This window comes from Streptomyces spinosisporus (genome assembly GCF_022698145.1).
Taxonomy (GTDB): domain Bacteria; phylum Actinomycetota; class Actinomycetes; order Streptomycetales; family Streptomycetaceae; genus Streptomyces; species Streptomyces spinosisporus.
Genome location: NZ_JALDAX010000023.1, coordinates 17,916 through 37,755, shown reverse-complemented (window position 1 = coordinate 37,755; position 19,840 = coordinate 17,916). Strand labels below are relative to the sequence as shown.

General features: G+C 70.8%; 19 protein-coding genes and 1 tRNA gene. 11 read left to right on the top strand and 9 right to left on the bottom strand.

Annotated features, from left to right (window positions below; all coding sequences use genetic code 11):
• The first annotated feature begins 159 nt into the window (after window positions 1–159).
• Genes iolB through MQN93_RS38575 form a run of 4 tightly spaced genes read left to right on the top strand, consistent with a single transcriptional unit; the run spans window position 160 to window position 5,266 of the window.
• On the top strand, window positions 160–1,053 hold the full coding sequence (gene iolB, locus MQN93_RS38590) for a 5-deoxy-glucuronate isomerase (protein ID WP_242713146.1): 894 nt from the start codon (window positions 160–162) through the stop codon (window positions 1,051–1,053).
• Complete coding sequence (iolD, locus tag MQN93_RS38585; protein WP_242713145.1) at window positions 1,050–2,927, top strand: 3D-(3,5/4)-trihydroxycyclohexane-1,2-dione acylhydrolase (decyclizing); 1,878 nt, start codon at window positions 1,050–1,052, stop codon at window positions 2,925–2,927. Before iolB ends, iolD begins: the two co-directional genes overlap by 4 nt.
• A 29-nt stretch (window positions 2,928–2,956) precedes the next feature.
• A complete protein-coding gene (locus MQN93_RS38580; protein ID WP_242713144.1) occupies window positions 2,957–4,450 on the top strand; it encodes a CoA-acylating methylmalonate-semialdehyde dehydrogenase in 1,494 nt (497 codons plus the stop codon).
• A 33-nt stretch (window positions 4,451–4,483) separates the two neighbouring features.
• Window positions 4,484–5,266, top strand: coding sequence for a GntR family transcriptional regulator (locus MQN93_RS38575; RefSeq protein ID WP_242713143.1), 783 nt, complete (start codon window positions 4,484–4,486; stop codon window positions 5,264–5,266).
• 43 nt (window positions 5,267–5,309) lie between these two features.
• Here the strand turns inward: MQN93_RS38575 and sigJ are convergent, their stop codons facing one another.
• Window positions 5,310–6,245, bottom strand: coding sequence for an RNA polymerase sigma factor SigJ (sigJ, locus tag MQN93_RS38570; RefSeq protein ID WP_242713142.1), 936 nt, complete (start codon window positions 6,243–6,245; stop codon window positions 5,310–5,312).
• Between the two features lie 163 nt (window positions 6,246–6,408).
• Between sigJ and MQN93_RS38565 the strand changes: the two genes are divergently transcribed.
• Complete coding sequence (locus MQN93_RS38565; protein ID WP_242713141.1) at window positions 6,409–6,948, top strand: YceI family protein; 540 nt, start codon at window positions 6,409–6,411, stop codon at window positions 6,946–6,948.
• Between the two features lie 2 nt (window positions 6,949–6,950).
• On the opposite strand, the gene MQN93_RS38560 is transcribed toward MQN93_RS38565, so the two are convergent.
• On the bottom strand, window positions 6,951–8,792 hold the full coding sequence (locus tag MQN93_RS38560; protein WP_242713140.1) for an ABC transporter ATP-binding protein: 1,842 nt from the start codon (window positions 8,790–8,792) through the stop codon (window positions 6,951–6,953).
• Between the two features lie 200 nt (window positions 8,793–8,992).
• On the opposite strand from MQN93_RS38560, the gene MQN93_RS38555 reads away from it, so the two are divergent.
• Both MQN93_RS38555 and MQN93_RS38550 read left to right on the top strand, forming a co-directional pair.
• Window positions 8,993–9,895 (top strand): radical SAM protein, encoded by a 903-nt coding sequence (locus MQN93_RS38555; protein WP_016431217.1) that lies wholly within the window; start codon window positions 8,993–8,995, stop codon window positions 9,893–9,895.
• On the top strand, window positions 9,892–10,332 hold the full coding sequence (locus MQN93_RS38550; RefSeq protein WP_016431218.1) for a nucleotide triphosphate diphosphatase NUDT15: 441 nt from the start codon (window positions 9,892–9,894) through the stop codon (window positions 10,330–10,332). Before MQN93_RS38555 ends, MQN93_RS38550 begins: the two co-directional genes overlap by 4 nt.
• Here the strand turns inward: MQN93_RS38550 and MQN93_RS38545 are convergent.
• The 3 genes from MQN93_RS38545 to MQN93_RS38535 form a co-directional block, all read right to left on the bottom strand.
• Window positions 10,310–12,016 (bottom strand): hypothetical protein, encoded by a 1,707-nt coding sequence (locus tag MQN93_RS38545; protein WP_242713139.1) that lies wholly within the window; start codon window positions 12,014–12,016, stop codon window positions 10,310–10,312. The genes MQN93_RS38550 and MQN93_RS38545 overlap by 23 nt on opposite strands.
• Window positions 12,013–12,939, bottom strand: a complete 927-nt coding sequence (locus MQN93_RS38540; RefSeq protein ID WP_242713138.1) for a hypothetical protein — start codon at window positions 12,937–12,939, stop codon at window positions 12,013–12,015. Before MQN93_RS38540 ends, MQN93_RS38545 begins: the two co-directional genes overlap by 4 nt.
• Before the next feature lie 96 nt (window positions 12,940–13,035).
• Complete coding sequence (locus MQN93_RS38535) at window positions 13,036–13,590, bottom strand: hypothetical protein (RefSeq protein ID WP_037780051.1); 555 nt, start codon at window positions 13,588–13,590, stop codon at window positions 13,036–13,038.
• Window positions 13,591–13,803: 213 nt separating this feature from the next.
• On the opposite strand from MQN93_RS38535, the gene MQN93_RS38530 reads away from it, so the two are divergent.
• Complete coding sequence (locus tag MQN93_RS38530) at window positions 13,804–14,286, top strand: hypothetical protein (RefSeq protein WP_242713137.1); 483 nt, start codon at window positions 13,804–13,806, stop codon at window positions 14,284–14,286.
• Window positions 14,287–14,471: 185 nt separating this feature from the next.
• Here the strand turns inward: MQN93_RS38530 and MQN93_RS38525 are convergent, their stop codons facing one another.
• The 3 genes from MQN93_RS38525 to MQN93_RS38515 all read right to left on the bottom strand — a co-directional run bounded on the left by MQN93_RS38525 (window position 14,472) and on the right by MQN93_RS38515 (window position 15,349).
• The gene (locus tag MQN93_RS38525; RefSeq protein WP_016431223.1) at window positions 14,472–14,678 is read right to left on the bottom strand and encodes a PIN domain-containing protein; all 207 of its coding nucleotides are present in this window, start codon (window positions 14,676–14,678) and stop codon (window positions 14,472–14,474) included.
• An 84-nt stretch (window positions 14,679–14,762) separates the two neighbouring features.
• Window positions 14,763–14,981 carry a hypothetical protein gene (locus tag MQN93_RS38520; protein WP_242713136.1) on the bottom strand — a complete coding sequence of 73 codons (219 nt, stop codon included), beginning with the start codon at window positions 14,979–14,981 and terminating at the stop codon, window positions 14,763–14,765.
• A 291-nt stretch (window positions 14,982–15,272) separates the two neighbouring features.
• A tRNA-Pro gene (locus MQN93_RS38515) sits at window positions 15,273–15,349 on the bottom strand.
• 102 nt (window positions 15,350–15,451) lie between these two features.
• Between MQN93_RS38515 and MQN93_RS38510 the strand changes: the two genes are divergently transcribed.
• From MQN93_RS38510 to MQN93_RS38500, 3 genes are all read left to right on the top strand, one after another.
• Complete coding sequence (locus MQN93_RS38510; protein ID WP_242713135.1) at window positions 15,452–15,979, top strand: DUF309 domain-containing protein; 528 nt, start codon at window positions 15,452–15,454, stop codon at window positions 15,977–15,979.
• 36 nt (window positions 15,980–16,015) lie between these two features.
• Window positions 16,016–16,813 (top strand): precorrin-6A synthase (deacetylating), encoded by a 798-nt coding sequence (gene cobF, locus MQN93_RS38505; RefSeq protein WP_242713134.1) that lies wholly within the window; start codon window positions 16,016–16,018, stop codon window positions 16,811–16,813.
• 112 nt (window positions 16,814–16,925) lie between these two features.
• Window positions 16,926–19,007, top strand: a complete 2,082-nt coding sequence (locus MQN93_RS38500; RefSeq protein WP_242713133.1) for an MDR family MFS transporter — start codon at window positions 16,926–16,928, stop codon at window positions 19,005–19,007.
• Window positions 19,008–19,093: 86 nt separating this feature from the next.
• Here the strand turns inward: MQN93_RS38500 and MQN93_RS38495 are convergent, their stop codons facing one another.
• Window positions 19,094–19,840, bottom strand: coding sequence for a cobalt-precorrin-6A reductase (locus MQN93_RS38495; RefSeq protein WP_242713132.1), 747 nt, complete (start codon window positions 19,838–19,840; stop codon window positions 19,094–19,096).

The following is a 19,840-nucleotide window of genomic DNA, read 5'->3' as shown; positions in this document are numbered from 1 at the left end:
CCTGACCTGGCGGTACCCACCGAGGAGCTGGACTTCTTCGCCATTGGAGCGACCCGGACCCCCGCCCACGGGCCGCTCTCCGGCCAGGAAGTGGCCGAAAACATGCGATACGCCGTAGGCGGCCTGTTGTGACCCGGTGTTGTGACACGGAGGAACGCAATGACGTACCACCTTCCCGCAGGCAAGGCCCTCGGCGGCCCCTACGTCGTCGACGTCTCGCCCCAGAAGGCCGGCTGGGGCTACTCCGGCCTGCGCGTCCTGGAGCTGCCGCCGGGCGGCACGCACAGCTTCGACACCGGCGACAGCGAGTGGATCGTGCTGCCGCTGAGCGGCGGCTGCACGGTGTCGACGGCCGACGACTTCGGCCATGACACCTTCTACCTCACCGGCCGCGCCGGCGTGTTCAGCGGGGTGAGCGACTTCGCCTATGTGCCGAGGGACTCCCGTACGACCGTCACCTCCACCGGCGGCGGACGGTTCGCGCTCACCGGGGCGCGCTGCACCCGCAGGCTGCCCGCGCGCTACGGCCCGGCCTCGTCGGTGCCGGTGGAGCTGCGCGGCACCGGGAACTCCTCGCGGCAGGTCAACAACTTCGGTGCGGCGGGCGTCTTCGAGTGCGACAAGCTCATCGCGGTCGAGGTGATCACCCCGGGCGGCAACTGGTCGTCCTTCCCGCCGCACAAGCACGACGAGCACCGGCCCGGCGAGGAATCGGTGCTGGAGGAGATCTACTACTTCGAGTTCGCCGACCACGACGGCATCCCCGGCCTCGGCTACCAGCGCGTCTCCCCCTCCGGCAACGGCCGGGGCACCGACGTCCTGGCCGAGGTGCGCGACGGCGACGTCGTCCTGATCCCCGACGGCTGGCACGGGCCGTCCATGGCGGTGCCCGGCCACCACATGTACTACCTCAACGTCATGGCGGGCCCCGAGCCCGAGCGCGCCTGGCTGATCTGCGACCACCCGGACCACGCCTGGGTCCGCGACACCTGGCCCGAGCAGCCGGTCGACCCCCGACTCCCCCTCTACACGGCACCGGAGACGTCCCTATGAGCACCCCCACCCGCCGCCTGACCGTCGCCCAGGCCCTGGTGCGGTTCCTGTCGGTCCAGTACACCGAGCGCGACGGAGTGCGCCACCGGCTGATCGCGGGCACCTGGGGCATCTTCGGCCACGGCAACGTCGCCGGGATCGGCCAGGCCCTGCTGGAGGCCGGCGAGGACACGATGCCGTTCCACCAGGGCCGCAACGAACAGGCCATGGTGCACGCGGCCGTCGGCCACGCCCGCCAGCTCGACCGCCTCTCCGCGCAGGCGGTCACCACGTCCATCGGTCCGGGCGCCACCAACCTGGTCACCGGCGCCGCCCTGGCGACGATCAACCGCATCCCGGTCCTGCTGCTGCCCGGCGACTACTTCGCCACCCGGCCGGCCGACCCGCTGCTGCAGCAGCTGGAGCACCCGACGCAGGCGGACGTGTCGGTCAACGACACCCTGCGGCCGGTCTCCCGCCACTTCGACCGCGTCACCCGCCCCGAGTCGCTGATCCCGTCGGCCCTGAACGCCATGCGGGTCCTCGCCGACCCGGCCGAGACAGGCGCGGTCACCCTGGCCCTCCCCCAGGACGTGCAGGCAGAGGCGTACGACTGGCCCGAGGAGTTCTTCGCCGAGCGCGTGTGGCACGTACGGCGTCCCGCGCCGGACCCGCTCGAGCTGGCCGAGGCGGTGCGGGCGGTCCGGGCCGCCGAGCGCCCGCTGATCGTGGCGGGCGGCGGAGTCCACCACAGCCGGGCCGAGGAGGCGCTGAAGGCGCTGGTGGACGCCACCGGCATCCCGGTCGCCTCCACCCAGGCGGGCAAGGGCTCACTGCGCCACGACCACCCCGCCGACCTCGGCGGCATCGGCCACACCGGCACGGCGGTCAGCGACGACCTCGCGCGCACCGCCGACCTGGTGATCGGCGTCGGCACCCGCTACACCGACTTCACCACCGCCTCGGGCACCCTCTTCCGGAACCCGGACGTGCGGTTCGTCAACCTCAACATCGCCGCGTTCGACGCCCACAAGCTCGCGGCGCGCACCCTCGTCTGCGACGCGCGCACCGGTCTGCAGGCGCTCCTCGGAGGGCTCGCGGATCATCACGTCGACAGCCGGTACGAGGCCGAGTACCGCGTCGGCAAGGAGCGTTGGGAGCGGGTCGTGGAGGCGGCCTACGCCGCGGACGACGAGAGCGCCGTGCCGACCCAGACGCAGGTGCTGGGCGCGCTGGACGCGGTCGTCGGCGACGACGACGTGGTGATCAACGCGGCCGGTTCGCTCCCGGGCGACCTGCACAAGCTCTGGCGGGCACGCGGCCCGCGCCAGTACCACCTGGAGTACGGCTACTCCTGCATGGGCTACGAGATCCCGGCCGCCATCGGCGTGCAGCAGGCCACGCCCGACACCCCGGTGTGGGCACTGGTCGGCGACGGCACCTATCTGATGATGCCGACCGAGATCGTCACGGCCGTCCAGGAGGGCCTGCCCGTCAACCTGGTCCTGCTGCAGAACCACGGCTACGCCTCCATCGGCGGCCTGTCCGAGTCCGTCGGCGCCGAGCGCTTCGGCACCGCCTACCGCTACCGCGCGGCCGACGGCACCTTCACCGGCGCCCCGCTGCCCGTCGACCTCGCGGCCAACGCCGGCAGCCTCGGCATGGACGTGCTGCGCGCCAAGACGGTCCGCGAACTGCGTGAGGCGCTCGCCACGGCCCGCGCCTCCGACCGCCCCACCTGTGTCTACGTCGAGACCGGCACCGCCGGCCCGGCCGCTCCCCCGGCGGAGGCCTGGTGGGACGTGCCGGTCGCCGAGACCGCCTCCCGCGAGGCCGCCGTACAGGCCCGCGAGGAGTACGACCGGCTCTCCGCCGACCGGCGCCGCCACCTCTGAACTCCCCGTATGCGAAAGGCCCTTGCACCATGAAGACCCTCACCCACTGGATCGGCGGCAAGCCCGTCGAGTCCGTCTCCGGCCGCTTCGGCGCCGTTTACGACCCGGCGACCGGCGAGCAGGAGAAGCAGGTCGGATTCGCGACCGTCGACGAGGTGGACGCGGCCGTCGCCTCGGCGAAGGACGCGTTCGGCAGCTGGGGCGCCTCCTCGCTCGCCAGGCGCACCGCGATCCTGTTCAAGTACCGCGAACTGCTGGACGTCCACCGCGAGGAGATCGCCGGGCTGATCACCGCCGAGCACGGCAAGGTGCACTCGGACGCGCTCGGCGAGGTCGCGCGCGGCATGGAGATCGTCGAGCTGGCGTGCGGGATCAGCGTGCAGCTCAAGGGCGAGCTGTCGACGCAGGTGTCCACCCGGGTCGACGTGGCCTCGATCCGGCAGCCGCTCGGTGTGGTCGCCGGCATCACGCCGTTCAACTTCCCGGCCATGGTGCCGATGTGGATGTTCCCGCTCGCCATCGCGTGCGGCAACACCTTCGTGCTCAAGCCGAGCGAGAAGGACCCCTCGGCCTCCCTCCGGCTGGCCGAACTGGCCTCCGAGGCGGGTCTGCCCGACGGCGTCCTGAACGTCGTGCAGGGCGACAAGGTGGCCGTGGACCACCTGTTGGAGCACCCGGACGTGGAGGCGGTCTCCTTCGTCGGCTCCACACCGATCGCAAAGTACATCCAGCTCAAGGCGGTTGAGCACGGCAAGCGCGTGCAGGCCCTGGGCGGCGCCAAGAACCACATGCTCGTCCTGCCCGACGCCGACCTGGACCTCGCCGCCGACCAGGCGGTCAACGCGGCCTACGGCTCCGCCGGCGAGCGCTGCATGGCCGTGTCCGTGGTGGTCGCGGTCGGCGACACCGGCGACGCGCTGGTCGCGAAGATCGCCGAGCGGGCGAAGAACCTGCGGATCGGCCCCGGCGACGACCCGGCCTCCGAGATGGGCCCGCTGATCACCCGCGAACACCGCGACAAGGTCGCCTCCTACGTCTCCTCGGCCGCCGAGCAGGGCGCCGAGGTCGTCGTCGACGGCACCGGCCACACCGTCGACGGCCACGAGACCGGCTTCTTCCTCGGCGTATCCCTGCTGGACCGGGTGCCGCTGACGGCGGACGCGTACCGGGACGAGATCTTCGGCCCCGTCCTGGCGGTCGTCCGGGCCGAGTCGTACGACGAGGCCGTCAAGCTGATCAACGACTCCCGCTGGGGCAACGGCACCGCGATCTTCACCCGGGACGGCGGCGCCGCCCGCCGCTTCCAACTGGAGGTGAAGGCGGGCATGGTCGGCGTGAACGTGCCGATCCCGGTCCCTGTCGGCTACCACTCCTTCGGCGGCTGGAAGGACTCCCTCTTCGGCGATCTGCACATCTACGGCAGTGACGGCGTCGCCTTCTACACCCAGGGCAAGGTGATCACCACGCGCTGGCCGGACCCGGCCGACGCGGGCATCAACCTGGGGTTCCCCAGCCACTCCTGACACGCGATCAGTTCTTCGGAGGGAGGTACGCCCATGGCTCGGACCGGCGTCGGCGCACGTACCGCGACGGCCGCTGTCGACTCGATGGACTTCGCCCTGGACCGGGCCAGCCCGGTGCCGCTGTACTACCAGCTCGCCCAGCAGCTGGAGGCGGCCATCGAGCACGGCGTCCTCGCCCCGGGCAACCTCCTGGGCAACGAGATCGATCTCTCCACCCGCCTCGGCCTGTCCAGACCGACGGTGCGGCAGGCCATCCAGTCCCTGGTCGACAAGGGGCTGCTGGTGCGCCGCCGCGGTGTCGGCACGCAGGTGGTGCACAGCCAGGTCAAACGCCCGCTGGAGCTCTCCAGCCTCTACGACGACCTGGAGGCGGCCGGCCAGGGTCCCACCACCCAGGTGGTGCGCAACGAGCGCCGGCCGGCCGTGCCCGACGTGGCGGCCGCACTCGGCATCGCCGAGGGCAGCGAGGTGGTCGTCCTGGAACGGCTGCGCCTGACCCACGGCCAGCCGGTCGCCCTCCTGGTCAACTATCTGCCCGCGACCCTGCTCGACCTCGACACCGCACGGCTGGAGGCGACGGGCCTCTACCGGATGATGCGCGCGGCCGGCATCACCCTGCACAGCGCCCGCCAGACCGTCGGCGCCCGCTCCGCCACCGCCGAGGAGGCGCAGCGCCTCGACGAGGAGGAGGGCGCCGCGCTGCTGACCATGCAGCGCACCGCGTACGACGACACGGGACGCCCGGTGGAGTACGGCTCGCACATCTACCGGGCCTCGCGCTACGCCTTCGACTTCCAGCTGCTGGTGAGCCGGTGACACGGCCGCCCGGAACGCCGCTGCGACGAATGTGCCGTCCCGGTCAGTCCGTCGTCCAGGGCCGGAGCTTCTCCGGGTTGCGCACGGCCCAGATGCGGCTGATCCGGTCGCCCGCGAGGTCGAAGGCCATCACCACCACGGTCACGCCGTCCTGCTCGGCCACCAGCCCGGGCTGTCCGTTGACATGGCGTTCCAGGAAGGTCAGGTCCGGTGCCATGTCGCGGAGTTCGACCAGGTAGCGGGCGATCGGCTCGGCGCCCTCGACCGGGTGCAGCACGGCGCTGACCAGACCGCCTCCGTCGCCGACCGCCGTGGCGCCCGGGTCCAGGACGCCGATGAGCGCGTCGATGTCCTTGGCCTCCCATGCCTCCTTGAAGGCCCTGACGACATCGGCGCGCCGCGCCGCGGGAGTCTCGGGCGCCTGTGCCGCGCGGATACGGCGCCGGGCCGACGAGGCCAGCTGGCGGCAGGCCGCGGGGGTCCGCCCGACGATCTCGGCGACGTCGGCGAAGGGGTAGCGGAAGACGTCGTGCAGGACGAACGCGACGCGCTCGGCCGGGGTCATCGACTCCAGCACCACGAGGAACGCCATGGTGAGCGACTCGTCGAGGGTGACCCGGTCGGCCGGGTCCGCTCCGCCGCCCCCCGACCATCCGGTGATCCACTCCGCACGGTCGGGCAGCGGCTCCGGAATCCATTCGCCGACGTAGCTCTCGCGCCGGGCCCGCGCCGAGCGGAGCAGATCGAGGCAGATACGGCCGGCGACCTTCGTCAGCCAGGCGCCGGGTGAGACGATCGCCCGCTGTTCCCGCGCCGACATGGCGTACCAGCGGGCGTACGTCTCCTGTACGACGTCCTCGGCGTCGGCCAGCGAGCCCAGGAGCCGGTAGGCGAGATTGATCAGCTGCCGGCGCTCGCTCATGACCGCGTCCAGGCCCGGGTCGGGCGGGCCGTCTCCTGGCTCGGACCGGCTGGTCATGGTGCTCCAACTCCCTCGGTCGGACCCGTGCGCACCCCTGTGCCCACACCTGTCCGACGAGACAGCGCGGTGAAGTGTGAGCCGTCGCCCGGCCGCATCCCGCACCTCACATTCCGGGGGGCGGTGTCGTCGTACCCGTCGAGACGACTGGGAGATATCAGCCATGACTACCACGATCAACGCCGGCGGCGAGCTGACCGGCGACTACGTGCTCGACCCCACCCGCACCCGGATCGGTTTTATCGGCCGGGCGATGCTGCTCGCCAAGGTGCGCGGGCACTTCGACGACTTCCAGGGCAGCGCGCATCTGGACGGCGACGAGCCGTCGAGGTCCGACGTACGGCTGGTGATCCAGAGCCACAGCGTCCAGACCCACAACACCAAGCGCGACGACCATCTGCGCAGCGGCGACTTCCTCGCCGTGGACGAGCACCCGGCGATCCTCTTCGCCTCGACCGGGGTGGAGCGGATCACCGGGACCGACTTCAGGGTCACCGGTGATCTCACGCTCCGCGGTGTGACCGGGCCGGTCACGGTGGAGCTGCGGCTGACCGACGCGGAGAGCGACGCACCGGGCGGCTCCCGCGTCGGCTTCACCGGCAGGGCGGTCATCGACCGTACGCACTGGGGGATCAGTTGGGGGCGGGGGATGGTGGGCAGGAAGGTGATGCTGGAGTTCGCCGTGGCCGCGACGCGGGCGTAGCGCTACCCCAGGACTTCGGCGTCCGGGGCGTTGTCCTCGACGTCCGCGTCGGGGCCTTCGGCCAGGAAGCCGCCCGACTGGTGCCGCCACAGCTTGGCGTAGGCGCCGTCGGATGCGAGAAGTTGCTGGTGGGTGCCCTGCTCGACGATCCGGCCGCGGTCGAGGACGACGAGGCGGTCCATGGTGGCGACGGTGCTCAGCCGGTGCGCCACCACCAGCGCCGTACGTCCCTCCATGAGCCGCCACAGCGCGGCCTGGACGAGGAGCTCGCTCTCGGAGTCCAGTGCGCTGGTCGCCTCGTCGAGCAGCAGGACCGGCGCGTCCCGCAGGATCGCCCTGGCCAGCGCGACCCGCTGGCGCTGGCCGCCGGACAGCTTGATGCCGCGCTCGCCGACCATGGTGTCGAAGCCGTTCGGCAGCGCGTCGGCGAACTCCGTGACGTGCGCCGCCTCGGCCGCGCGGCGGATCTCGGCGTCGGTGGCGTCCGGCCGGGCGAAGGCGATGTTCTCCCGCAGGGTGCGGTGGAACATCGCCGGGTCCTGCGGGACATAGGCGATCAGCCCGCGCAGGTCGCTCTGGCGCAGCCGGCTGATGTCCTGGCCGCCGATCAGGATCCGGCCGCCGTCGATGTCCGTCATCCGCAGCAGCAGCCGGGTCAGGGTGGTCTTGCCGCCGCCGGACCGGCCGACGAGTCCGATCTTCGTCCCGGCGGCCACGGCCAGGTCGAGCCCTTCGAAGAGCGGATCGCCGCCGCCGTGGGCGAAGTTCACCTTCTCGAAGCGGACGTCGGCGGGTCCGGGCAGCAGCGGCTCGGGCGAGACCGGGTCGAGCACGGTGGGCTTGACGAGCAGCAGTTCGGTGAACTGTGCGGCCTCCGTCATCGAGCTCTCCAGACGGCGGTAGATCTGGTTGAACTCGAACATGATCTTCGTGGCGTTGGTGTAGTAGGTGAAGGCGACGATCACGGCCTCGACCCCGTGCTCGCCGCCGCCGAGCGCGACCGCGAGCAGCAGGCCCAGGACGTTGGTCAGTACGGACATCGGCGCGATGAAGGTGTCGATGCGCAGGTTGCCGTAGTCCCACGACTTCAGCATCAGCCGCCGCGAGTGGGCGACGCGGCGCCGGTGCTCGGCGGCCTCGCGGCGCTCGGCCGCGAACGCCCGGACCGTGTCCATGTTCATCAGGCTGTCGGCGACATGGCCCGACACCTGGGCGAGGGCCTCCTCACGCCGGTTGACCAGCGCCTGTCGGCGCCGGATCAGCGGCGCGGCGCACAGTGCCGTCAGCAGGATCATCGCCAACAGGCCGACGACGAGCAGCGGTTCGTAGCGCCACAGCACCACCGAACCGAACACCAGCGGCACCAGGCTGCCCAGGATGTTGAACGTCAGGGTGTCGGCGAACTCCTCGAAGCGGGAGGCGAAGCTCAGCACCCGCTTGGTCAGCGCTCCCGCGAAGTTGTCGTGGAAGAACGTCGCGTCCTTGGCGAACAGTTCGTCCATGCCGATCACATACAGATGCTCGATGCCGAGGGCGTCGAGACGGTTCAGACAGTGCAGGCCGACGCGCCACAGCCCCTCCGACAGGAGCAGGACGCCGGCGAAGGCGAGGACGTAGGAGAGGTTGGTACGGATGCCGCCGCCGGCGCCCCCGGCGATGCGGCCGACGAGTTTCGCGACGATCAGCGGCGCGATGTACGCCAGTCCGATGTTGCCCAGCGCCGGCAACAACATCCCGGGCACCGCCGGCAACCGAAGCCGGACCAACTCCCGTCCGTAGTAACGAAGCGCGAGGAGCACGGCGCCCCTGCGCGGCGGAGATTCACGCGATTCAGGTGATCCCATCCCGATCCTGTGTCTTTGTGGCAGTACGGGCAGGCAGAGCTATGGAGTGTCCCGCGACCGGACCCACGGCGTCCAAGCGTTTTATCCGGCACCGTCACCTTCACGCCGGGTGACGTCGGCCGACTCGTTACCCGAGCCGTCACTCAAGTTGCTTTCGCCTCGCTACTCTCTTCCTTCGCAGGCACGTCATCTGGAGAGCAATGCCCGACCCCACGCTGCGGCTGCCGGCCTATGTCGATCTTCGGCTGCTCGGCAAATGCAATCTGAGCTGCCCGTTCTGTTTCGGGCCGCGGCACGAGGTTCCGTCCATGACGGAAGAGGAGGCGTTCCGGGTTGTGGGGCTGCTGCGCCGGGCAGAAGTCAGGGGCGTGGTCGTCTCGGGTGGGGAACCGACGCTGCTGCCCTATCTGGCCGACCTGCTGGCGGAGTTGAGCCGGCCGCTGCCGTCGGGTCTGCCGGGTCCGCGCGTGGTGCTGTCCACCAACGGGCTGGCCCCGCTGCGCACGATGGAGCGGATCCTGCCGCAGCTCTCCTGGATCGCCCTGCCCCTGGAGTCCGCCGACGCTGAACAGCACCGGCTCATGCGCACCGGAGTCGCACCGCACCGCGCACGCGTCCTGCGGCTCCTTGAGGAAGTACGCACACGGCACGACCGCGTACAGGTGAAACTCGGCACGGTCGTCACCCGGCTGAACCTGTCCGGAGCGCCCGACGTCCTGGACCTGATCGAGGACGCCTGGCTTCCGCATGTGTGGAAGGTCTATCAGATGTCCGAGACCAACTACGGCGCCGACAACCGGGACTGGCTCTCCGTCGGCGACCAGCAGTTCGAGGACGTGGTCGCCCGGTGCGAGAAGGCCGCCGCCAATCGCGGGATCCGGCTCGAGGTGTACCGGAATTCCAAGCGGAGCGGCAGTTATCTGTTCATCGACCCCGACGGCCAGGCCGTCGTCATCGACGACGGACAGGAACGGCGCATCGGTCACCTTTTCCAGGAGCCGGACATGGTGGCGGCGGGTCTGCGCGGCGCGATCGATCACACGAGGAACGCCGGTAATTTCTCCGGCACATATCCGGATCCCACGGCAGAGGGAGCGTCATGAGCTCGGTGGTGCGTGTCGGGGTACAGGCCGTCGTGCGGTCGGACGACGGTGTCCTGCTGGGGCTGCGCAAGAACACCTTCGGCGAGGGCACCTGGGGACTTCCCGGCGGGCATCTGGAGATCGGGGAGACGATCTTCGAGGCGGCCACGCGGGAACTCATGGAGGAAGTCGGCATCCGGCCGCTCGGGTTGAGGGTCGCCTGCGTCACCGATCCGCAGCCCGAGGCCAACCACCATATGCAGATCGGGGTCGAGGTCCTCGGCTACGAGGGACGGATCACGGTCCGCGAGCCCGACCGCTGCGCGGGCTGGCGGTTCTTCCCGCTCGATGCGCTGCCCGAGGCCCTGTTCGTCGGTTCGGTCACGGTGCTGGACAGTGTGCGGGCGGGGTCGCTGCATCTGAACCGGGCGGTGTCTACGGCGACTTGGGGTGCGTGAGGGTCGTCATCAGTAAGCGCAGCCGCGACTGGTACTGCTCCTCGAACTGGCGGAAGTGCGCAAGGCTGCCGGCGAGTTCCCACTGGGTGGCGAAGCCGGCCAGGCTGTCCTCGTAGAGACGGGTGGCACGGTTGAAGCGGACTTCGAACGTCTTCATGCCGTGGTTGGTGCGGTACTCCGGGTCGGTCGTGACATAGGGCTCGTAGAAGCCGCCCTCGGAGGTCAGCAGGGTGGTCGCCGGGATGTCCATGGGCGTCAGGCGCAGCTCGATCGCCTCGCCGTACGTCGCCCGCAGCTCCTCGTAGGCCTCGGTCACCGCGACGAACGTCTCGCGGTAGTACGGGCTGTTCCTGATGTGGTCGATGATGTTGTCGGCGGTGACCTCCACGTCGGGGTGCAGATCCCTGTTGATGAACACGCCGAGGCTGTTCCACGGGTTGCTGATGATGATCTCGAAGTGGACGTGCCGTTCCAGTGCTTCGAGCATGACCGGCCGGAAGCGGTGGGCGCCCTCCAGCAGATACGACGCCCCGCCGTGGGCGATGAGCCTGACCAGTGAGCCCTCCTTGCGCAGGGCCTCCTTCTTCGCGGCGTTGCGCTCCTCGCCGTCCTGCGGGAGATACAAGTGGTCGATGTGGTACGGCAGTTCCAGCGAGGACGGCAGGTCCGCCGGTATACGGGCGCGGCTGTCGAGCGTCGCGAGGCTCTGCGGGTGGTCGACGCCGAGGACGGCGGAGGTGGCGCCGGCGATGTGCTCCAGGGCGGCGAGGGCGGTGCTGCGGCCGGGGTCGGACTCGGCGTCGGTCGCTTCGAGTTCGGCGTTCGCGAGGACGGCGCGGGCCGCGAGCGCACGGGGGTCCTCGGTGCCGTAGGTGGCGGACACATGGAGGCCGACGATCTCCAGGGCCTCCCGGCCACGGGCCGCCTGCTCGGGCCGGCCGGTCGCGTCGGCGTCCCTGATCGCCCTCAGCGCCAGGTCGAAGGCGGAGCTCAGGGACAGCCGATGGCCGTCGCCCGCGATCTCGGAGAAGTGCCGTGCGGCCCGGGCGAAGGAGGTCATGGCCGTCTCGTCCTCGGCACCGGCCGGGGTCGTCCTGGTGGCCGCCCGCACCCAGTGCACCAGCAGCCGGACGGTGGCCTCCTCCTTCTCACCCGTGTGCGGACGGCCGGGCTCGTCGAGCGCCCGCTCGGCCAGCCGCGCCCACCGGTCGGCGTCCTCCGTGTTCCCCGAACGGAGGTTCACGGCGGCGAGATTGGCGAGGATCCGGGGCAGCAGACCCTTCGCTCCCCCGCCCTCCGCTCCCCTGCGCGCCTTACCGAGGCCGGTGATCAAAGCCGCACGCGCCTGGTCCAGCTGCTCGTGCTCGGCGAGGAGTGCTGCCGCGTCGCTCCAGACCTCGGCCCCAAAGGCGTAGGGGCCTGCCTCGGTGAGCTCCAACTGCCGTACGGCCAGGCGTACCAGACGCAGGGACAGCTCTTCGAGCCGTAACGCCAGGAGCAGCTTGGACAGGTGGACGAGCCGCTGCGCCGACTCCGGTGGGAGGGCGGCCGACTCCAGGGACGTCGCCTCCAGGGCCGCCGCGTACCGTTCGAACGCCGACCGGTGCGACTCCTCGGCCGGGTGTGTGCCGCCCAGCAGCAGATCCTCGGCCAGATCGACGGCCGCATCGAGATCCGTACTCACGACTGGCCCTCCGTCTCGTCGTTCGCACGCGTCAGAGCGCTGGTGATGGTGACGGGGGTGATCCAGCCGAACTCGCTCAGGCGGGTCTGGACTTCGCTGGCGTACTTCACACGGTACGGCACCACGTTCTCCTGCGGCACCTCGTCGATCCTGAACAGCTCCATGGGCGGGGCGGGTTCCACCGTCGCTCCGGGCTGCGATGCCGCGTCCGTGCCCGAGATCGTGGGCCACAGGGACTCGACCACCTCGGTCAGACGCAGACAACGTAAGCGCCGCAGCGCCTCCTTGACCGTCGCGGCGACCAGCTCCGGCCGGCCGTTCGCGGTGTGCGCGGTGCCGTTGGAGTCGCTGTTGCCGGTGCCGTGCAGCCGGATCGCGACGCCGAGGACGACGGGGAAGCGGGCCGCTCCCGCGCGTTCGATCGGCATGCCCGCGCGTCCGGTGTAGGCGGCGCGGTTGGCCTGCTGCTCCTCGTCGTCGGCACCGGCGCAGTCGAGCACCAGGATCTCTACGGCCGAACGGCCGGGGTCCGCGTGGTGGAACGAGGCCCTGAGCACGGTGCCGTGCAGCATGCCGCCGTAGGAGGTGGGGCGGGAGGTGCGCCAGGGCTCGCCTCTTCTGGCCTGGTCGAAATAGATCTCCGGCGCGGGCAGGTCGTCGCTGTAGAGCCTGATCAGGGCCAAGTCCGCGTCCGGGCACCGCTGTTCGACGGTGCCGGCGACCCTGAGCCCCTGCGGCAGCTGCAGATCCACCGAGCCGTGCTCACGGATCTCGGTCCCGAGGTGATGGTCGGCGGTGAGGACGAAATGCCGCGTCATACGGAATCCGCCACCGAGGATCCTGTCGTTGCGGGACAGCTCCACCGTGTATTCGGCCGACGTCACCAGTGATCCCCCGATCGCCAGCAGGATCGCCGTGGCCACGATCCTGAATCGTCAAGGATAGCGCGGCAGTTGGTACGAATCGAGATCGTGGGCGGCCACCCCTGCCGCCCCTACCACCCCGGCCGCCCCGCACCGTCACGAACGGCGCCGCCGCCACGGCACGCGCGACCGGAGCGGGCGTACGGCCTCCTCGGCCTGGATCTCGGCCTGCACGATGCTCACGAACTGCTGCTCCACGCCGCTTGCGCGCTCCGCCTCCTGCAGGACGGCCGCCCAGAGAGGGTCGGTCTGGGCCCGGACGGGTGTGGTGCCGTGGGCGGCCTGCTCCTTCCAGGCGGCGAAGTGCGTGATCCATCGCGTCATCGCCGCGACGGTGCGCACATGCGCGTCCACCACCCGGGGCGAGCCGTAGATCCTCAGCCGCGCCAGCACCAGGTCGGCCTCCACCTCGCGCCCGCGCTGTTCGGGCACCCGGGGCAGATCGCCCGTCGCCAGCACCCCCGCGCGGAAGCGTTCACCCCGGTTGACGGAGGTGAGCGCCTCTTCGTAGACCGTGGCCCGCCGCTCCCAGATCCGGTTCTCGCGCTCGCGCGCCAGCGTGGCCCGCTGGATGAACCAGGTACCGCCGAACGAGGCCAGGGCACCCACGGTGGCGCCGATGAGGGTGGCTTCCACCGGAGTGAGATGCATGGGGTCATGATGCCGCGGAGCGGGATGGGTTGGGTTGGGGCGGGGCTGGAGCGAGGGGCCGAAGTGGAGACGGGCCGCTGCGGGGCCGGGCCGATGTGGAGCCAGGCCGAAGTGGAGACGGGCCGGTGCGGCTTTCGGCTCGACTTCGGCATGCAGATGCGGAGCATTCGTACTTCACTGGGCCGCGAGGGCGAGTGTGAGGGAGGCGGCGGCATGATCGCACGCAACGCGATGCGCTGGACGGCGTGTGCGGTACTGACGGCAGTCGTCGGCGCCGGACTGGCCGGCTGCTCGGACGACGACACCCCCGCCTCCTCCGTGAGCAAGGCCGCCTCGGCCGCCTCCTCCCTCGCCTCGCGCGGCGCGGACGCGCTCTCCTCGGCGAGCGCGGAGGCGAACCGGAAGCTGGACGAGATCAAGGGCGGTGTCGACGCCAAGGACGCGGTGCGGCTCGGCCGGCCGACGACGGACGGCGGGCGCACGACCGTGGACGTGACCGCCGAGAACGCGACGTCGTCCACCAAGTCCTTCACCATCCAGATCAACTTCAAGGACTCCGGGGGCAATCTCCTCGACACGGCCGTGGTCACCGTCTCCGACGTCCCGGCAGGCAAGCCCGGCACGGGCACGGCCCGCAGCAACCGCACCCTGTCCGGCACGGTGCAGGCGGAGGTCGCGAGGGCGCTGCGATACTGACCCGACGCGCGTGCGCGGTGATCATGGAGGTCGGGTGCGGCGACCACGTCATCCGCCACACCGGCCTCACCAGGTGCGGGGCCGCCCTCCATGACCCCGGACGGGCAGGCCCCTCCCACCGCCTCGATCGGCAAAGTCTTCGGGAACGCCCCCGGCGGCGGGCCGAGGAAGCCTGAGCGGAGCCCTTAGGGAAGCAGTGTGAACGCAGGGACGTGCTCGGGCACGAGCGCACGAAAGTGCCGATGGTCCAGTGTCGCAACATCCGTCAGCTTCAGCCGCTCCGCCACAGCGACTACTGAAGCATCAGCCACGCCCAGCGGAAAGCCACGGTAGCGGTGCATCAGCTCAGCGATCCGGGCCATGTCCCGGGCATCGGGAAACACCTGCACCATCGCCGTCCTACGATTTCCAGTAGCTCGGCGCACCGCTCGTGATCTGGATCGTTGCGATTGAGGAAGGCGACAAGCGGTCCGGTGTCAACGATCAGCATCGTCCTCGCCGATCTCCTCCCGCGCGACGTCCTTCGCACGGGCACCTAGATCGGTCGCCGGGCCGTCGAAGCTTCGCAGAATCCGGAACCGACTCGGCGCGGGCTTCACCAGACGCAGAGCGTGACGACGCAGCTCCTCTGCCTGCTCGGGCTCCAGGCGATCGATGAGCTCGTGCAGTTCCCTGTAGTCGTACGCCGAGGTCATGGCAGTTTCCTCTCCACCGCGCCGTCCGTCCACGATAGCGTCGGCGTCCCGAGCCCGTGACCATGTCAGCGGGCACCAGGCTCATCGTCCAGGCTGGGTTCCGACGACAGCGCCGCCGGGTCAGCCACACCGGCCCCACGGCTCCCGGAAACCCTCACCGGCTCGGCTCCCTTGCCGCGCCGCCCTTCTGCGCCCCGGCCCCCGACCCGGCCCACGACCACCGGCCCTCCAGAAACGCGAAAAAGCCGCCCTCCCGCAAACGAGAGAACGGCCTCCGACCTGCCATGAAGCTGGTCGGGACGACAGGATTTGAACCTGCGACCCCTTGACCCCCAGTCAAGTGCGCTACCAAGCTGCGCCACGTCCCGGTGCGCTTCGCGTGGTGGACCACGTGATCGCGCCGTGAGTACTTTACCCCACGCCGGGGCCCGCCCTCGAAGCGGTCGGCGGGGGCGCGCGACAATCGGTGTATGGCAGGGACATCCTCAGAGGACTCGGGACGGTCGGTGGTCCCGCGGGACCGGGACGGTGAGGGGCGGGCGCGGAATGCCCGGCCGCGGGACGGGCTCGGGCGGCCGTTGCCGTACGGCGCGGACGGGGTGGACCGGCAGCCCGAGGGCGTCGTCCGTACACCGGACCGGACCGTAGCCGAGGCGCAGGAGCTGCTGGACGCGGGCAAGCCCTTCCATGCGCACGAGGTGTTCGAGGACGCCTGGAAGTCGGGGCCGGAGCAGGAGCGGTCCCTGTGGCGGGGTCTGGCGCAGCTCGCCGTGGGGCTCACGCATGCCGCCCGGGGCAATGTCACGGGCGGCGCCCGGCTGCTGCGGCGGGGCGCCGGGGCCGTACAGGATTGGGCGGTGGAATCGGGGCAGCCGCGGCCGTACGGGATGGATCTGGCGGGCCTGGCCGGGTGGGCGCGTGCGCTGGCGGGCGAGGTGGAGAACGGGGGTGCGCCGGTCGACGCCGGGGCACGGGCTCCCCGCCTGCGGACCCCCTAGCCCTGCACTGTCAGTGGCGTACGGCAGACTCGGCGTGTGCGAAAGATTCATGTCATCGGTATCGGCGCGGGCGACCCCGACCAGCTCACCCTGCAGGCGGTCAAGGCGCTGCGGAGCACGGACGTGTTCTTCATCCTCGACAAGGGCGAGGTGAAGGACGACCTCACGCGGCTCCGCCGGGACATGCTCGATGCGCACATACCGGACCCGGCGTCGTACCGAGTGGTCGAGGCACGCGACCCGGAGCGGGACCGCCGCGCGGGCGGCGCGGCCTACTCCCCCGCGGTCGGTGACTGGCGCAGCGCCCGCGCCGACATCTACGAGCGGCTGATCGCCGAGGAGCTCGGCGAGGACGAGAGCGGCGCGTTCCTGGTGTGGGGGGATCCGGCGTTGTACGACAGCACGCTCGGGATTCTCGAAGAGGTGCGGGAGCGGGGCGGAGTCGAATTCGAGTACGACGTCGTGCCGGGCATCAGCAGCGTCTCGGCGCTCGTCGCGCGGCATCGTACGGGGCTCAATCGGGTCGCCCGGCCCGTGCAGATCACCACCGGGCGGCGGCTGTCCGAGGGCCTTCCCGAGGGGGTCGACGATGTCGTGGTGATGCTGGACGCGCACCAGACGTTCCGGCAGTACGCCGAGGAGAACATCGACATCTACTGGGGTGCCTACATCGGCACTCCGGACGAGATCCTCGTCTCCGGGCCGATCGGTGAGGCCGGGCCGCGGATCGAGCGGCTGCGGGCCGAGGCGCGCGAGCGCAAGGGGTGGATCATGGACACCTATCTGCTGCGGCGCCATCCCGAACGCCGTCCCGAGCGCCGTCCCGAAAAGTAGTCCGGGAGCAGTCCGGGAGCCGCCCGGGAGCAGCCCGCGCGGGCCCGTGCGTGGGCCACCCGAGCGGACGGTCCCGCATGCGGGGGTGGTCCACCGGTGTGATCGTGACCTCGTGACCGTCGCCGAGGACTCCGCCCCGCCCGCCGCAGCCCCTCAGCCGCCCGTGCTGGATGCGCGCCGGCGCAACGTCGTCTTCGTGACGATCATGCTCGGAGTGCTGCTCGCGGCCCTCGACCAGACGATCGTGGGGACGGCTCTGCCGACGATCGTGTCGGACCTGGGCGGTGCCGAGCACATGTCGTGGGTGGTGACGGCGTATCTGCTCGCAGAGACCGTCTCGACCGTGCTGGTCGGCAAGTTCGGCGACCTGTTCGGCCGCAAGGTGGTCTTCCAGGTCTCGGCGGTCGTGTTCATCACCGGCTCGTTCCTGTGCGGTCTGGCCACGAACATGTCGCTGCTGATCGCGTGGCGGGCGATGCAGGGCATCGGCGCCGGCGGTCTGATGGTGACGGCGATGGCGCTGATCGCCGATGTGATCCCGCTGCGGGAGCGCGGCAAGTACCAGGGCGCGATCGGCGCGGTGTTCGGGGTGGCGACGGTCGTCGGGCCGCTGCTCGGCGGGGTGTTCACCGACCATCTGACCTGGCGGTGGGCGTTCTACATCAACGTCCCGATCGCGATCGTCGTCGTCGCGGCGGCCGCCCGCACGATTCCGGTGGTGAAGTCGGCGTCCCGGCCCGTCATCGACTATCTGGGCATCGCGCTCGTCGCGGTCGGCGCGAGTGCGGTGATCCTGGCGACGAGTTGGGGCGGCAACGAGTACGCATGGGGTTCGGGCGTCATCATCGGACTGTTCGCCGGCGGTGCGCTCGCGCTCGGGCTGTTCTGCTGGGTGGAGACGCGGGCGAGCGAACCGATGCTGCCCATGCGGCTGTTCTCCAACCCGGTGTTCACGGTCTGCTCGATCCTCAGCTTCATCGTGGGGTTCGCGATGCTCGGCGCGATGACCTATCTGCCGAGCTATCTGCAGTACGTCGACGGCGACTCGGCCACGATCTCCGGGGTGCGGACGCTGCCGATGGTGGTCGGGCTGCTGATCGCGTCCGTGTTCAGCGGGAACGTGGTCAGCAAGACCGGCCAGTACCGGTACTTCCCCGTCGCCGGGTCCCTGGTGATGGGGCTCGGCCTGTATCTGATGTCCCTGATGGGGCCGCAGACCGGGGCGTGGCTGGAGTCGCTGTACATGTTCGTGCTCGGCACCGGCATCGGGCTGTGCATGCAGGTCCTGACGATCGCCGTGCAGAACACCGTCGACTACGCCGACCTCGGCACCGCGACCTCCGGTGTCACCTTCTTCCGTACGCTGGGCAGTTCGTTCGGCACCGCGGTGTTCGGCACGATCTACACCAACGCGCTCAAGCCGAACCTGTCCGACGGGATCGCCGCGGCCGCGCGGGGCGGCGGGGTGGACCCGGGGACGCTCGCCAGGGCGGCGACCAGCCCGGAGGGGGTGCACCGGCTGCCGTCCGGTGTCGCGGCACCGATCATCGACGCCTACGCCGACACGCTGCAGACCGTCTTCCTGTGGACCGTGCCGGTCGCGGCCGTCGGTTTCGTGGTCTCGCTGTTCCTCAAGCAGGTCGAGCTGCGCGACAGTGCGCGGCAGGGGTCGACCGACCTGGGCGAGGGGTTCGCCTCACCGCGCGGCGCGGACTCGCAACGGCTGCTGGAGGCGGCCGTGGGGAAGATCATCGCCGGTACGGATCTGAACACCGCGCGCCGGATCATGGCGGGGAGCGACACCCGGCTGGACATCGCGGGCGCCTGGGCCGTGATGCAGGTCGAACTCCTCACCCGGCTGGTCGGCCACGCCGGGCTCGGTCTGATCGCGGCCCGCAGACACATGCCGCCCGAGGTGCTGCTCCCGGTCTTCGACCGCATGGTCGAGGAGGGATATCTGACACGTGACGGCTCTCTCCTCTCCCACACGGAGGCGGGCGCACGCGAGGCGGCGGTCATCGGCCGGGCGTGGGGCACCTGGCTGGAGGACCGCGTCCAACAGGACTTCGGCCGCCCACCGGGCACCGACCTCCGCGCCGCCGTCGACACGATCGCCAAACGCCTCCTGGTCGAGGACCTCTCCACCGGCCTGCCCCAACGACAGCCGGAACCGGCGGCGGTGGGGGTTGGCTGACGCCAACAACCTCACCCACGGCCTGCCCCCAACGACAGCCGGAACCGGCGGCGGTGGGGGTTAACTGAGAGCAACGGGACGAGCTGTTACGGCAGTTGACCCTCCAACAGCGTCAGCACCCCCGCCACATCCGGCACCACACTCACCCCATCCGGCAGCACCGGCCGCTCCACCATCACCACAGGCAGCCCGAGTTGGCGCGCTGCCGTGAGTTTGGCGGCCGTAGCGGAACCCCCGCTGTCCTTCGTCACCAGTACGTCGATGAGGTGCTCGCGCAGCAGTGCCGTCTCGTCCGTCACCGTGAACGGCCCGCGGGCGAGCAGTACTTCGGTGTGCGGTGGCAGCGGCGGTTCGGGAGGTTCGACCGAGCGTACGACGAAGTGCTGGTCCGTCAGATGGGCGAAGGACGCCAGGCCGAGGCGGCCGGTGGTCAGGAATGCCCGGGAGCCGAGGTGCGGCAGCAGGTCCGCGGCCGCGGCGAGCGACGGGACCAGGTGCCAGTGGTCGCCGGGGCCCGGCCGCCAGCCCGGGCGGCGCAGCACGACGGCCGGGACACCGCTCGCCGCCGCGGCCTGTACCGCGTTCGCGGTGATCCCGGCCGCGAAGGGATGCGTGGCGTCGACGAGCACGTCCACGCGCTGTTCGCGCAGCCAGTCCGCGAGCCCCCGCACTCCACCGAAGCCTCCGACGCGTACGTCCCCCGCCAGGGCGCCCGGCCGGCTCACGCGTCCCGCGAGGGAGGTCGTGACGTGCACGCCGGGGCGTGCCGCGAGCGCGGCGGCCAGTTCACGGGCCTCGGCGGTGCCGCCGAGGATCAGGACGTGGGGGGACAT

Coding starts and splice junctions, on each gene's coding strand:
- iolB (WP_242713146.1), top strand. CDS start 160: ATGACGTACCACCTTCCCGCAGGCAAGGCCCTCGGCGGCCCCTACGTC.
- iolD (WP_242713145.1), top strand. CDS start 1,050: ATGAGCACCCCCACCCGCCGCCTGACCGTCGCCCAGGCCCTGGTGCGG.
- MQN93_RS38580 (WP_242713144.1), top strand. CDS start 2,957: ATGAAGACCCTCACCCACTGGATCGGCGGCAAGCCCGTCGAGTCCGTC.
- MQN93_RS38575 (WP_242713143.1), top strand. CDS start 4,484: ATGGCTCGGACCGGCGTCGGCGCACGTACCGCGACGGCCGCTGTCGAC.
- sigJ (WP_242713142.1), bottom strand. CDS start 6,245: ATGACCAGCCGGTCCGAGCCAGGAGACGGCCCGCCCGACCCGGGCCTG.
- MQN93_RS38565 (WP_242713141.1), top strand. CDS start 6,409: ATGACTACCACGATCAACGCCGGCGGCGAGCTGACCGGCGACTACGTG.
- MQN93_RS38560 (WP_242713140.1), bottom strand. CDS start 8,792: ATGGGATCACCTGAATCGCGTGAATCTCCGCCGCGCAGGGGCGCCGTG.
- MQN93_RS38555 (WP_016431217.1), top strand. CDS start 8,993: ATGCCCGACCCCACGCTGCGGCTGCCGGCCTATGTCGATCTTCGGCTG.
- MQN93_RS38550 (WP_016431218.1), top strand. CDS start 9,892: ATGAGCTCGGTGGTGCGTGTCGGGGTACAGGCCGTCGTGCGGTCGGAC.
- MQN93_RS38535 (WP_037780051.1), bottom strand. CDS start 13,590: ATGCATCTCACTCCGGTGGAAGCCACCCTCATCGGCGCCACCGTGGGT.
- MQN93_RS38530 (WP_242713137.1), top strand. CDS start 13,804: ATGATCGCACGCAACGCGATGCGCTGGACGGCGTGTGCGGTACTGACG.
- MQN93_RS38525 (WP_016431223.1), bottom strand. CDS start 14,678: ATGGTGCAGGTGTTTCCCGATGCCCGGGACATGGCCCGGATCGCTGAG.
- MQN93_RS38520 (WP_242713136.1), bottom strand. CDS start 14,981: ATGACCTCGGCGTACGACTACAGGGAACTGCACGAGCTCATCGATCGC.
- MQN93_RS38510 (WP_242713135.1), top strand. CDS start 15,452: ATGGCAGGGACATCCTCAGAGGACTCGGGACGGTCGGTGGTCCCGCGG.
- MQN93_RS38495 (WP_242713132.1), bottom strand. CDS start 19,840: ATGTCCCCCCACGTCCTGATCCTCGGCGGCACCGCCGAGGCCCGTGAA.